Annotated in this window: 14 protein-coding genes; 6 read left to right on the top strand and 8 right to left on the bottom strand. The window is 62.4% G+C overall.

The window, feature by feature from the left end; translation table 11 throughout:
- The first annotated feature begins 95 nt into the window (after positions 1-95).
- On the top strand, positions 96-284 hold the full coding sequence (locus tag EN749_RS20355; protein WP_128363823.1) for a DUF3008 family protein: 189 nt from the start codon (positions 96-98) through the stop codon (positions 282-284).
- Positions 285-368: 84 nt separating this feature from the next.
- Here the strand turns inward: EN749_RS20355 and EN749_RS20350 are convergent, their stop codons facing one another.
- The gene (locus EN749_RS20350) at positions 369-578 is read right to left on the bottom strand and encodes a hypothetical protein (protein ID WP_127332070.1); all 210 of its coding nucleotides are present in this window, start codon (positions 576-578) and stop codon (positions 369-371) included.
- Between the two features lie 375 nt (positions 579-953).
- Here EN749_RS20350 and rpsD point away from each other — a divergent pair, with 375 nt between their 5' ends.
- From rpsD to EN749_RS38910, 4 genes are all read left to right on the top strand, one after another.
- A complete protein-coding gene (rpsD, locus tag EN749_RS20345; RefSeq protein WP_023759539.1) occupies positions 954-1,571 on the top strand; it encodes a 30S ribosomal protein S4 in 618 nt (205 codons plus the stop codon).
- A 107-nt stretch (positions 1,572-1,678) separates the two neighbouring features.
- The gene (ttcA, locus tag EN749_RS20340; RefSeq protein WP_128363822.1) at positions 1,679-2,563 is read left to right on the top strand and encodes a tRNA 2-thiocytidine(32) synthetase TtcA; all 885 of its coding nucleotides are present in this window, start codon (positions 1,679-1,681) and stop codon (positions 2,561-2,563) included.
- Complete coding sequence (locus tag EN749_RS20335) at positions 2,553-3,386, top strand: inositol monophosphatase family protein (protein ID WP_128363821.1); 834 nt, start codon at positions 2,553-2,555, stop codon at positions 3,384-3,386. The genes ttcA and EN749_RS20335 overlap by 11 nt, the downstream gene beginning before the upstream one ends.
- A gap of 229 nt (positions 3,387-3,615) precedes the next feature.
- Complete coding sequence (locus EN749_RS38910; protein WP_245491461.1) at positions 3,616-3,849, top strand: hypothetical protein; 234 nt, start codon at positions 3,616-3,618, stop codon at positions 3,847-3,849.
- Here the strand turns inward: EN749_RS38910 and EN749_RS20325 are convergent.
- The 6 genes from EN749_RS20325 to EN749_RS20300 all read right to left on the bottom strand — a co-directional run bounded on the left by EN749_RS20325 (position 3,846) and on the right by EN749_RS20300 (position 10,450).
- Complete coding sequence (locus EN749_RS20325) at positions 3,846-5,030, bottom strand: multidrug effflux MFS transporter (RefSeq protein WP_245491462.1); 1,185 nt, start codon at positions 5,028-5,030, stop codon at positions 3,846-3,848. The genes EN749_RS38910 and EN749_RS20325 overlap by 4 nt on opposite strands.
- Before the next feature lie 248 nt (positions 5,031-5,278).
- Positions 5,279-5,614, bottom strand: coding sequence for a Grx4 family monothiol glutaredoxin (gene grxD / locus EN749_RS20320; RefSeq protein ID WP_006332883.1), 336 nt, complete (start codon positions 5,612-5,614; stop codon positions 5,279-5,281).
- Between the two features lie 142 nt (positions 5,615-5,756).
- Positions 5,757-5,990 carry a BolA family transcriptional regulator gene (locus EN749_RS20315; protein WP_010909092.1) on the bottom strand — a complete coding sequence of 78 codons (234 nt, stop codon included), beginning with the start codon at positions 5,988-5,990 and terminating at the stop codon, positions 5,757-5,759.
- A gap of 132 nt (positions 5,991-6,122) precedes the next feature.
- Positions 6,123-6,644, bottom strand: a complete 522-nt coding sequence (locus tag EN749_RS20310) for a hypothetical protein (RefSeq protein ID WP_128363818.1) — start codon at positions 6,642-6,644, stop codon at positions 6,123-6,125.
- A gap of 45 nt (positions 6,645-6,689) precedes the next feature.
- Positions 6,690-8,921: a phosphoribosylformylglycinamidine synthase subunit PurL gene (gene purL / locus EN749_RS20305; RefSeq protein ID WP_128363817.1), complete on the bottom strand. Its 2,232-nt coding sequence runs from the start codon at positions 8,919-8,921 to the stop codon at positions 6,690-6,692.
- A gap of 119 nt (positions 8,922-9,040) precedes the next feature.
- Entirely contained in the window at positions 9,041-10,450 is a 1,410-nt protein-coding gene (locus EN749_RS20300) for a PLP-dependent aminotransferase family protein (RefSeq protein ID WP_128363816.1), read from the bottom strand.
- Positions 10,451-10,654: 204 nt separating this feature from the next.
- Between EN749_RS20300 and EN749_RS38905 the strand changes: the two genes are divergently transcribed.
- Positions 10,655-10,795, top strand: a complete 141-nt coding sequence (locus EN749_RS38905) for a DUF1127 domain-containing protein (RefSeq protein WP_245482838.1) — start codon at positions 10,655-10,657, stop codon at positions 10,793-10,795.
- Between the two features lie 76 nt (positions 10,796-10,871).
- Here EN749_RS38905 and EN749_RS20290 read toward each other — a convergent pair whose 3' ends face one another.
- Positions 10,872-11,513, bottom strand: coding sequence for a Pr6Pr family membrane protein (locus EN749_RS20290; protein WP_128363815.1), 642 nt, complete (start codon positions 11,511-11,513; stop codon positions 10,872-10,874).
- Positions 11,514-11,548: the final 35 nt, after the last annotated feature.

Below are 11,548 nucleotides of genomic sequence, written 5' to 3'. Positions count from 1 at the left end.
GATACAGGGCTTCGGGCTGGCTATGTCGTGATTGCGAAGCGGAACATCACGGCAGTCGTTGCGTTTTTCTCCAGATTCCAACGGGAGAAAGAACCATGCCAGCCACCTCGAAAGCCCAGCAGAAAGCCGCCGGCGCGGCTCTGTCGGCCAAGCGCGGCGAGACCAAGAAGAGCGAACTGCAGGGCGCTTCCAAGGGAATGTACGAATCGATGAGCGAAAAGCAGCTCGAGGAATTCGCCGAGACGAAGCGCAAGGGCCTGCCGGAGAGGAAGTCGAAAGACTAAGGATTAAGCATCCGGAATCAAAGAGCCCGCGGCCAAAACCGCGGGCTTTGAATTGATGTCGGCCGCCTGTGACCGGATAGGAGCCTACCAGCGCCCGCTGCAGCGCTTGATCTTGTAGCGTACGACCTTCTTGTGGCCGTGCCGCCAGATAACCTTCTTCTTGATCACGATGCGGCAAGCCTGGTGATGTCGGTGTCCGTGCCAATGCCTGGCCTCCGCCGGCTCCGGTGTCAGGACCGCCATGGATCCCGCCAACACAGCGGCTCCTGTCAGGGTAAGGAAGAATTTCTTCATGCGAATGTAGCTCCTCTGCTCCGGTCCCTTCCTGATGCCGCTGGCGCAACCTCCCGCCACATCCGGCACTGTACTCAACCCAGAGACGCTATATCGTCGCCATGGCCTACGCCAGCCACAAGCTTGACACCGGTTAAATCTCCGTTTAATCAGCGCGCCAACACCGGGCCGCAATGCCCGGTGGTTTTCTTTATGTGCGCAAGATGCGTGGAAATCCAATTCTACTATCTTGTTTGAACTGACGTGTCCCGTGGGTTTTCCGCCGCGTTGCGTGGGAAAACCCTGTCAGGTCTCGAAAACGGAGGCCAGAGGAGGGCGCGTTTCCTTCACCCGGACCATGAGGTTCCGGGTGTATTGTTTTGAAAAGGGAATGCGATGAGCAAGCGCGAATCCGCGAAGTACAAGATCGACCGCCGTCTCGGCGAAAATATCTGGGGCCGCCCGAAGTCCCCGGTCAACAAGCGTGAATACGGTCCCGGCCAGCATGGCCAGCGCCGCAAGGGCAAGCTTTCCGATTTCGGCCTGCAGCTGCGCGCCAAGCAGAAGCTGAAGGGTCACTATGGCGACGTTTCGGAAAAGCAGTTCCGCAAGGTTTATGAAGAGGCTGACCGCCGCAAGGGCGACACCTCGGAGAACCTGATCGGCCTGCTCGAATCGCGTCTCGACGCGGTCGTCTACCGCGCCAAGTTCGTGCCGACCATTTTCGCCGCCCGTCAGTTCGTCAACCACGGCCACGTCAACGTCAACGGCAAGCGTGTCAACATCGGCTCGTATCGCTGCAAGCCGGGCGATGTCGTCGAAGTGCGCGAAAAGTCCAAGCAGCTGGTCATCGTTCTGGAAGCGGTCGGTCTCGCCGAGCGCGACGTGCCGGACTACATCGAAGCCGATCACAACAAGATGGTCGCGACCTTCTCGCGCATTCCCGGCCTGGCGGACGTTCCGTTCGCCGTGCAGATGGAACCGAACCTGGTCGTTGAATTCTATTCGCGCTAAAACGAGCGCGTTCTGCGATACCAAGCAAAGGCCGCCCGTCGAGGCGGCCTTTTCTTTGTCGGTCATGTCCGCTAATCCGGCGCTCTGGCCACTGAAAGCGACATGCCATGAACATGCTTCCAGACATCGAACCGATCGCCGACAGCGAAGGCGGCTTCCATCCGCTGTTCGCCGAGGTGCCGTCCTCGGTCGAATTCAACAAATTGCGCAAGCGGCTGCTGCGGCTGACCCGGCAGGCGATCGAGGATTTCTCGATGGTCAAGCCCGGCCAGCGCTGGCTCGTTGCGCTGTCTGGCGGCAAGGATTCCTACGGCCTGCTCGCGGTGCTGCTTGACCTCAAATGGCGCGGGCTCTTGCCGGTCGATCTTCTGGCCTGCAATCTCGACCAGGGTCAGCCCAATTTCCCCAAACATATCCTGCCGGACTATCTCGACAGCCACGGCATTGCGCACCGGATCGAGTATCAGGACACCTATTCCGTCGTCACCGACAAGCTGCCGGCGGGCAGCACCTATTGCTCGCTCTGCTCGCGGCTCAGGCGCGGCCATCTCTACCGCATTGCGCGCGAGGAGGGGTGCTCGGCACTGGTGCTCGGCCACCATCGTGAGGATATTCTCGAAACCTTCTTCATGAATCTCTTCCATGGCGGCCGTCTCGCCGCCATGCCGCCAAAACTGCTCAACGACGACGGCGACGTCATGGTGCTGCGGCCATTGAGCTACTGCGCCGAGGCCGATCTGGAAAAATTCGCTGCCGCCATGCGATTCCCGATCATTCCCTGCGATCTCTGCGGCAGCCAGGAAGGTCTTCAGCGCAACGCCATGAAGGCGATGCTCGAGGACCTGGAAAAGCGCATGCCCGGCCGCAAGGATACGATGCTGCGCGCGCTGTCGAACAGCAGGCCATCGCACCTGCTCGACAGGAAGCTGTTCGACTTCGCTGCCCTCAACGACACCCTCACCACAAGGCAAGACACTTCCGATGACATTTGACGACACCGCGATCGATTGGCTGGCCGGCATTCTGGCCGAGGCGGCGCTGACCGAGATCATGCCGCGCTTTCGCCGGCTGGGCGATGGCGATGTCAGGCAGAAGACCTCGGCCGCCGACCTTGTGACCGAAGCCGACGTCAATGCCGAGCGGCTGATCACCGCGCGGCTGCGCGAACGCTATCCCCAGGCGATGATCGTCGGCGAGGAGGCCTGTTCCGACAATCCGGCACTGCTCGATGGTCTGGGCGATGCCGATCTGGCCTTCGTCATCGATCCGGTCGACGGCACTTTCAACTTCGCCTCCGGCGTGCCGCTGTTCGGCGTCATGCTGGCGGTCGTGGTCCAGGGCGAGACGGTTGCCGGCATCATCCACGATCCCGTCGGCAAGGACTGGCTGATCGGCGCCAGAGGCGCCGGCAGCCATATCCGGCATGCGCATGGCAGCATCGAGAAGGTGCATGTCGCGGCACCCGCGCCGATCTCGGAAATGACCGGCTCGGTCTCCTGGCAATATATGCCCGAACCGGAGCGGTCGCGGCTGGCGCGCAACCAGACAAAGATCCTGTCGCAATTCGCCTATCGCTGCGCCGCGCACGAATACCGCCTCTTGGCGAGCGGCCATGCCCATTTCGTCGTCTACAACAAGCTGATGCCGTGGGATCATCTGGCCGGCGTGCTGATCCATGCCGAGGCCGGCGGCCACGCGGCGCGCTTCGACGGCAGCACCTATCTGCCCTCGCATCTCGGCGGCGGCCTGCTTGTCGCGCCCGATCGCGAAAGCTGGCACGAATTGCGCCGCGAGCTCTGGGCGGCACAGGATTGATCGCTGCGTTAGCCGAAGGAGCGGTGCAATTTCACGCAAATCCGGAGGCTCTCGAATGAAACCCCGGTTCGCATTTGTCGCCGCGGCTCTTGCCGCCGCTCTGTCTACCAGTTCCCAGGAAGCAAGATCGCAGGAGCGCAGTTGTCGCAGTTCCGATCCTGTCGATACGATAAGGGAGATGTCGGACGCTATCTATGCCTGCTGGAAACCGCCACCCGGAACCGCGGGCATGTCCCTGACCCTGCGGTTCTCGCTTCGCCGCAACGGCACACTGATCGGCAAGCCTCGCGCCACATATGCCGATCTGGGAACCGATGCCCAGCGCAGCCGGGCCTTCGTGGCCTCAATCCTCAAGGCACTCGATGATGCTCTGCCTTTGCCCTTTTCGGACAGGATGGGTGGAGCAATTGCGGGGCGTATGCTCGCCCCTCGATTCACGGCGGCCCTTGAGGGTGCATCCTAATGCAAGTCGGTGATGTGCCCTGAAACGGGCGGGTTCTGCGGCTGGAACATCTTGCCGCGCTCGGCGATGAAGATCATCAGCAGCGCCGCGATCGACACGCTGCAGAAGCCGGCGGCCAGCGGCGTCACCGTGCCATTGAAGGCCTGGCCGATCAGCGTGCCGAGAATGCCGCCGAGAAACGTCTGCATGAAACCGAGGATCGACGACGCCGTGCCGGCCAGTTGCCCGAGCGGCTCCATGGCCAGCGCGTTGAAGTTCGCGCCGAGCGCGCCGAACGGAAGCATGGCGCAGGCAAAGAAGGTGATGAACAGCCAGAGCGGCATCTTCATTTCCAGCGAGACCACCAGCCAGGCAAGGCTGATGACCAGGAACAGCAGCAGCGCGCTCTGCGACAGGCGGCGCATGCCGATGCGGCCGACAAGGCGCGAGTTCAGAAAGTTGGAGAAGGCGAGCACGCCCGCGACGCCTGCGAAGATGACCGGGAACATCTCGCCGACTTTGAAGATGTCGACATAGATCTGCTGCGCCGAAGCGATGAAGCCGAACATGGCGCCGAAGATGAAGGTGCTGGCGAAGGCATAACAGATCGCAATGCGGTTGGTGAGCACGATGCGAAACCCACCGACAATGGAGTTGAGTGTCAACGGCCGGCGATGTTCGGGATGCAGCGTTTCAGGAAGGCGCAGCAGCGACCAGGCCGAGACGAGGAGCGCACCGACGGCCATGGTGACGAAGATCCAATGCCAGGTCGCAAACAGCATGATGAACTGGCCGATGCCGGGAGCAATGACCGGTATCGCCATGAACACCATGAAGATCAGCGACATCACCTCGGCCATGCGCCGGCCGTCGAACGTATCGCGCACGATCGATACGGCGATGACGCGGGTGGCGGCCGCACCAATGCCTTGCACGGCCCGGCACAGCAGAAGTGTCTCAAAGCTTGGCGCAATGGCGGCAGCCGCGGCCGCGGCGACATAGATCACCAGCCCGGCGACCAGTGGTGCGCGACGCCCGAAGCGATCCGAGATCGGCCCGAAGAACAACTGTCCGCCGCCGAAGCCCAGAATGTAGGCCGTTATGACGTACTGCCGGTGGTTTTCATTTTCGACGCCGAGCGTGGCGCCGATCTGCTGCAGCGCCGGCAGCATGATGTCGATGGCCAGCGAGTTCAGCGCCATCAGCGCCGCGCACAGGGCGATGAACTCCCAGCGCGGAATGGGCAGTTTGCTTGCCGATTGCGGCGCTGGTTTTGGCTGGTCCACGGCAAGTCCGATCTTTCAAACGAAAATGCGCCGGCGGGCCGGCGCATTGGCTCGTCCTGGTCCTGGGTTCAGGACATGAAAATTGCCGAGGTGGGGCTGCCCCGGGTGCCTGGTGCTCGATGCCCAAAATCAACGTCGATTTTCGGGCATGCACAAAACAGAAATCAGGCGGCGCCTTTGACGCTGACGCCCTTCTCGACGAGGAATGTCTGCAACTCACCGGCCTGGAACATCTCGCGGATGATATCGCAGCCGCCGACGAATTCGCCCTTGACGTAGAGCTGAGGGATCGTCGGCCAGTTGGAGTATTCCTTGATGCCCTGGCGCAGTTCGGCCGAGTCCAGGACGTTCACGCCTTTGTAGTCGGCGCCGATATAGTCGAGGATCTGGACGACCTGGCCGGAAAATCCGCATTGCGGGAAACCGGGCGTGCCCTTCATGAAAAGGACGACGTCGTTGCCCTTCACTTCATTGTCGATGTAGTCGTTGATACCGCTCATGGAATATCCTTTCCCGCCTGTGGGAGTCAGGCTCGAAACATATCCCTTCAAATAAACCCAACGATTGCTCGAAACAAGACGTTAGCCGCGCCGCGGCTGAAATGGCGCAAAGGATGGGCCGTGTTGGGCCAAGCGCTAAGGGTCAGTCGGGAACGCTGGTCTGCAAGGCGAGCGCGTGCAGCACGCCGCCCATATTTCCTTTCAGCGCGTCATAGACCATCTGGTGTTGCTGCACGCGGCTTTTCCCCCGAAAGCTCTCGGCCACCACCTCGGCCGCATAATGGTCGCCGTCGCCGGCGAGATCGCGGATCGTCACCTTGGCGTCCGGAATGCCGTCCTTGATCAGTTTTTCGATGTCGTGGGCGTCCATTGCCATGGCAAAATCCTGTTTCGAGCGGCCGGTGTCAGGCCATAAGATGAGAGTCGGGCGAGCCTAAAGCCTTTCCGGTCCGGATTGAAGCCGTTCGTCCCACCAACGGCAAGACGGCCCGACGGCTTCAGAGAAAGACTAGGCCGGTGGGCTTGCTTCATCCTCGGCAACGTCGTCGCGTGTCGAGAAAGCACGGCCAAGGCTGAAGGCAAGCACATAAAGCGGCGCGTTGAGCACGAGGCCGACAATGGGGAGATAGCTCGTCATTTGCCAAGCCGGCGAGAAGAACCCCTGGCCATAACCGTCGCAGACAAGCGACGAGCCGTACTCCCACAACGCGCCTACGACCACCGCGCTGGCAAAAAGCTTGATGCAGGTGACGATATGCCTTGCCCGTGCCGGATCCGGCGCCAGGCGGTCCCACAGAACCAGGCAGATGATCGGGATCGCGTAGATGAGATTCTGGGCGATGAGCATGGGGATGGCGCCATTGGCCGCGGCAAGGAACTCCGCGCGCGTTTCCAGCCGCATGCACACCTCGCTTGAGGTTGTCGACAGCAGGAAAAAGACGAATGGTCCCAGGAACCAGAAGAAGAACAGCGACGGCCAGAAAACGACTGCAAGCAGCGCCCGGGCAGCCAGTTTCCTGTGCTTGATCATGAGTTTCCCGAAAAACCGTTCCCACTTTTCGGGATCATGCTCTCGTCAACTGGCCTGGTCCATGAAGCGGGGGAACCAGCCTTCGTGCGCCGCGGAGAGTTCGCTGACCGGGATTGCCCTGGCGTCGCCAAGCTTCAGCGCGCTGCCCCCGGTCGAGCCGATCCACGGCGCGAAGATGCCGAGTTCGCCCTGCTGCTTGCGAATGGCGTCCCATTCGTCGCCATGCGGATCGATCGACAGCGTCAGGAGATAACGGCCCTGGTCCTCGCCGAACCAGACCGGGATCGGGTCGGTGCCGACAAGACCGGGAACGGCGGCGCCGATTCCGGACGCCATCGCCATCTCGGCAAGTGCAACGGCGACACCGCCATCGGAAACGTCGTGCGCCGCCGTGACGATGCCGGATGCGATGAGCGCGCGCACATGGTCACCGACGCGCTTCTCATGCTCGAGGTCGACCGGCGGCGGCGGGCCATCCGTGCGGCCGTGTACGTCACGCATATAGACCGATTGCCCGAGATGCGTTCCCCAGGACGCCGGTGCGCCGACCAGCAGGATCATCTGGCCCTCGGCCGCAAAGCCGGTCCGCACCATCTTCGACCAGTCGGCGATCAGCCCGACGCCGCCGATGGTCGGGGTTGGCAGGATGCCCTGGCCGTTGGTCTCGTTGTAGAGCGAGACATTGCCGGAGACGATCGGGAAGCCAAGCGCGCGGCAGGCGTCGCCTATGCCCTTCACCGCGCCGACCAGCTGGCCCATGATCTCGGGCCGTTCCGGGTTGCCGAAATTGAGGTTGTCGGTGGCGGCCAGCGGCAGAGCGCCGGTGGCGGTCAAGTTGCGCCAGCATTCGGCCACCGCCTGCTTGCCGCCCTCATAAGGGTCGGCCTCGCAATAGCGCGGCGTCACGTCGGAGGAGAAGGCGAGCGCCTTGGTCGCATGGCCTTCGACCCGGACCACGCCGGCATCGCCGCCTGGAAGCTGCAGCGAATTGCCCTGGATCAACGTGTCATACTGCTCCCAGACCCAGCGGCGCGAAGACAGGTCAGGTCCGCCGAGCAGCTTCAGCAGCGCGTCGGCAACGTCGGCTTGCGGAATGTCATTGGCGGCCAGCGGCGCCGGCTTTTTCGGCTCGACCCACGGCCGGTCATATTCCGGAGCCTTGTCGCCGAGATCCTTGATCGGCAGATCGGCGACCTGATCCCCCTGGTGCAGCACGCGGAAGCGCAGATCGTCGGTGGTCTTGCCGACGATGGCGAAGTCCAGCCCCCATTTGTGGAAAATCGCCTCGGCTTCCTTTTCCTTTTCCGGGCGCAGAACCATCAGCATGCGCTCCTGGCTTTCCGACAGCATCATCTCGTAGGCGCTCATGCGCTCTTCGCGCACCGGCACCTTGTCGAGATCGAGCTCGATGCCGAGGTCACCCTTGGCGCCCATTTCCACCGCCGAGCAGGTAAGGCCGGCGGCACCCATGTCCTGGATGGCGATGACTGCGCCCGAGGCCATCAGTTCGAGGCTGGCTTCCAGCAGGCACTTTTCGGTGAAGGGATCGCCGACCTGCACTGTCGGGCGCTTCTCATCGATCTTGTCGTCGAATTCGGCCGAGGCCATGGTGGCGCCGCCGACACCGTCGCGGCCAGTCTTGGCGCCGAGATAGACGACCGGCAGGCCGACACCCTTGGCTTCCGACAGGAAGATCGCATCGGTCTTGGCAAGGCCCGCCGCAAAGGCGTTGACCAGGATGTTGCCATTGTAGCGGGCGTCGAAATTGACCTCGCCGCCGACCGTCGGCACGCCGAAGGCGTTGCCATAGCCGCCGACGCCGGAAACCACGCCTGAAACGAGGTGCCGGGTCTTGGGATGGTCAGGCGAGCCGAAGCGCAGCGCATTCATCGCCGCGATCGGCCGGGCGCCCATGGTGAAGACGTCGCGCAATATGCCGCCGACGCCGGTCGCCGCACCCTGGTAGGGCTCGATGTAGGACGGGTGGTTGTGGCTCTCCATCTTGAAGACGACGCAGTCGCCGTCGCCGATGTCGACCACGCCGGCATTCTCGCCCGGCCCCTGGATGACCTGAGGTCCGGTGGTCGGCAGCGTGCGCAACCATTTCTTCGAGGATTTGTAGGAGCAGTGCTCATTCCACATCGCCGAGAAAATGCCGAGTTCGGTGAAGCTCGGCTCGCGCCCGACAAGATCGAGGATGCGCTGATACTCGTCGGGCTTGAGCCCGTGTGAGGCAATGAGCTCGGGGGTGATCGGCACGGAATTGGAAATGGTCATGGGCGGCGATTTATATCCGGGACGTTGGGATTTTGAGTCCCGTCTTATCGCAAGCCTTGCGGCCGATACACCCATGGATTGACGAAAAACGACGGAAAACCGGACAAAGCCACGCAGTGTCAGGAGAAGCTGTCGTAGCCGGCGCGGCCTTCATCGAGAAGTCGCCGGATCGCCGCGACGCCTTCGGCTATGTCCCCGCGCTGTCTCGGCTGCGAAACGCCAAAGCGGACGCCATGGAAAACCTGCTCGGAACGGCCGGCCTTGAATTCGTCCTCGTCGTCGATCAGCACGCCGTGCTCCAGGCAGGCGTTCTTGAAGGTGCCGGAAAGCCAGGGGTCGGGCAGGGTCAGCCAGACAAAGGGCACCCTGTCATGCGACTTGACCGCGAAGCCGGCCAAAGTCTCGCGCACGATGGCGATGCGGGCGCCGATTTCGGCGATGCTGCGCTTGCGTATCTCATCCGCCTGACCTGACAGCACCAGCCTTGTATTCACCTCCGCCAGCAGGAAGGGCATGCCGCCGGTCATCATCTTGTGGGCGACACGGATGCGGTGGCGGTAGGCGGGCGGGCAGGAAAGCCAGCCGCCGCGCACACCGGCTGCGACCGACTTCGACAGGCCGCCCGCGACGATGGTGCGTTCAGGCGCATACTCGGCCAGCAATGGTGTCGGATCGTCGGTCAGATTGCCATAGAGGTCATCCTCGATGAGGACGACGTTGTATTCGCGTGCGACATGGGCGATCGCCTCGCGGCGCGCCGCCGACAAGGTGGCCAGCGTCGGATTCTGCGCCGTCGGCATCAGGAAGATCATCTTGGGATGCTTTTGCGCGCAGACGCGCTCGAAATCCTGCGGATCGATGCCTTCCTCGTCCGATGCCACCAGCGCGGTGCGCCTGCCGATCAGGCCGGCGCTGCGGGAAATCTGCGAGTAGGTGAGGTGCTCGAAGGCAATATAGTCGCCAGGCATGGTGAGCGCCGCGATCGCCGCCATCACCGCCGCATGGGTGCCGAGCGTGGGAACGATGGTGTCGGCATTCGGGCGAAACGAATTGCGCGCCAACCAGCGGGCGCCGGCTTCGTACCATCGGTCGGGGAAGTCCCGCGTGTAGCTCGAGATCTCATGCGGATGGTCCTGCGCCGTGCGCGACAGGACTCCGGCGACAATGTCGCCCTGGCCGATATCAGGTGCTGCGGTGCTGTCGAAACGCAGCTTGCCCTTAGGCGCATCGATATAGCGCGTGCCTTCGCCGCCGACGTCCGGAGCCGGAAAATCCGGCTTCGCGCGCTGGCCGAGCACATAGGTTCCACGCCCGACTTCGCCGCTCACCAGCCCACGCTCGCGCAGCAATTGATAGGCCCGGCCGACCGTGCCGACGGTGGTGCCGATGTCGTAGGCGAGGTCGCGCTGCGGCGGTAGCTTTGCGCCGGCAGCGATCACGCCCCGATCGATGTCCGTTTCGATGGAATCCGCCAGGCGCTGATACAGCGGCCCGGAGCCGGTGGTGAGATCGGGAAGCCAAGTTGTCATGGTGACAATTTTCTATATTGCACCGATAGATGAGTCAATACATACCAGTCGCGTGAAAAAAAGGGTACAATTTAGGACTTCGGCAGATAGAAAATGAATACAATCGCGACAATACGTCATTCGAGCGCTGCATTATCAGGCCAATCCACACGTCCATCGGCTCAGCGCGGTTTTGTCAGCCGTCTTGTGCGCGTGCTGAGGTCGATGGCAAGATGGATCGACAACCTGCTGGATCGCCGCCGCAGCCGGTTGGCGCTGCTGGAGATGACCGACGACCAGCTCAAGGATATCGGCGTCACGCGCTGCGACGCCCACCGCGAGGGCATCAGGCCGTTCTGGGACTGACTGTGACCCCAAAAGCGGGAACCGGGCTTTGGGAGATAATGGTCCTGGGAAATGCGGACAGGACGTCCGTACAGTTCTAACGGACGCTCGATGCCCTGGTGCGTGCAACGGCATGGTCCGCAAGGACGGCGACCACGCACAGCACGAGGAAAAGTCCGGTGATGGCTGCGGCCGAGATGAGGACGCTGGTCGCGCCGTTCTTGGCGATGTCCAGGAAAGGGTAGGGCACCTCGCCGGCAAACGGCGCCCGCATCAGCGCATAGACCAGATAAGCGATGGGATAGATCACCCACCAGGAAATGTCGCTCCAGCGCGTCCTGCCGTCAGCGCCCGATATCAACCACCACAGCACGAAAAGCACCGGCGTCACATAATGCAGCAGGACGTCGCAGAGCAGGAACAGCCCCTGCGGCTGCCAGAGTTGTGCCAGGACCGTTGCGTAGATGATGAAGACCAGCGCGATCGAAACCGCAACGCCGGCCCGCATCCGCGCGCCTGCAAAGGCCGGCAGCCAGGCATAGAAGGTGGGTGACAGCAGCGACGTGTACACCAGCACCGCGCCGATGTTGGTCAGGATGGTGAAGAAGCTGAAAACGAAAATGATTGAGCCAAGCAGGCTGCGGCCGGCTTCCATCGATGCCGGAATGCTGATGCAGAACTGCAGGATGAGCCCGGCCAGACCGATGACCAGACCCGCGATCTGCAGGAACCGGCCCATGGGCTAGGCCGTCGAGGCGCAGGCCGGATTGCCGG

This window comes from Mesorhizobium sp. M7A.F.Ca.ET.027.02.1.1 (genome assembly GCF_004022985.1).
Lineage (GTDB): Bacteria > Pseudomonadota > Alphaproteobacteria > Rhizobiales > Rhizobiaceae > Mesorhizobium.
This window is presented reverse-complemented; position numbering and strand designations above follow the sequence as displayed.

Coding starts and splice junctions, on each gene's coding strand:
- EN749_RS20335 (WP_128363821.1), top strand. CDS start 2,553: ATGACATTTGACGACACCGCGATCGATTGGCTGGCCGGCATTCTGGCC.
- EN749_RS20300 (WP_128363816.1), bottom strand. CDS start 10,450: ATGACAACTTGGCTTCCCGATCTCACCACCGGCTCCGGGCCGCTGTAT.
- EN749_RS20325 (WP_245491462.1), bottom strand. CDS start 5,030: ATGGCGCTGAACTCGCTGGCCATCGACATCATGCTGCCGGCGCTGCAG.
- purL (WP_128363817.1), bottom strand. CDS start 8,921: ATGACCATTTCCAATTCCGTGCCGATCACCCCCGAGCTCATTGCCTCA.
- grxD (WP_006332883.1), bottom strand. CDS start 5,614: ATGAGCGGTATCAACGACTACATCGACAATGAAGTGAAGGGCAACGAC.
- EN749_RS20350 (WP_127332070.1), bottom strand. CDS start 578: ATGAAGAAATTCTTCCTTACCCTGACAGGAGCCGCTGTGTTGGCGGGA.
- EN749_RS38905 (WP_245482838.1), top strand. CDS start 10,655: ATGGCAAGATGGATCGACAACCTGCTGGATCGCCGCCGCAGCCGGTTG.
- EN749_RS20310 (WP_128363818.1), bottom strand. CDS start 6,644: ATGATCAAGCACAGGAAACTGGCTGCCCGGGCGCTGCTTGCAGTCGTT.
- rpsD (WP_023759539.1), top strand. CDS start 954: ATGAGCAAGCGCGAATCCGCGAAGTACAAGATCGACCGCCGTCTCGGC.
- EN749_RS20290 (WP_128363815.1), bottom strand. CDS start 11,513: ATGGGCCGGTTCCTGCAGATCGCGGGTCTGGTCATCGGTCTGGCCGGG.
- ttcA (WP_128363822.1), top strand. CDS start 1,679: ATGAACATGCTTCCAGACATCGAACCGATCGCCGACAGCGAAGGCGGC.
- EN749_RS38910 (WP_245491461.1), top strand. CDS start 3,616: ATGTCCCTGACCCTGCGGTTCTCGCTTCGCCGCAACGGCACACTGATC.
- EN749_RS20315 (WP_010909092.1), bottom strand. CDS start 5,990: ATGGCAATGGACGCCCACGACATCGAAAAACTGATCAAGGACGGCATT.
- EN749_RS20355 (WP_128363823.1), top strand. CDS start 96: ATGCCAGCCACCTCGAAAGCCCAGCAGAAAGCCGCCGGCGCGGCTCTG.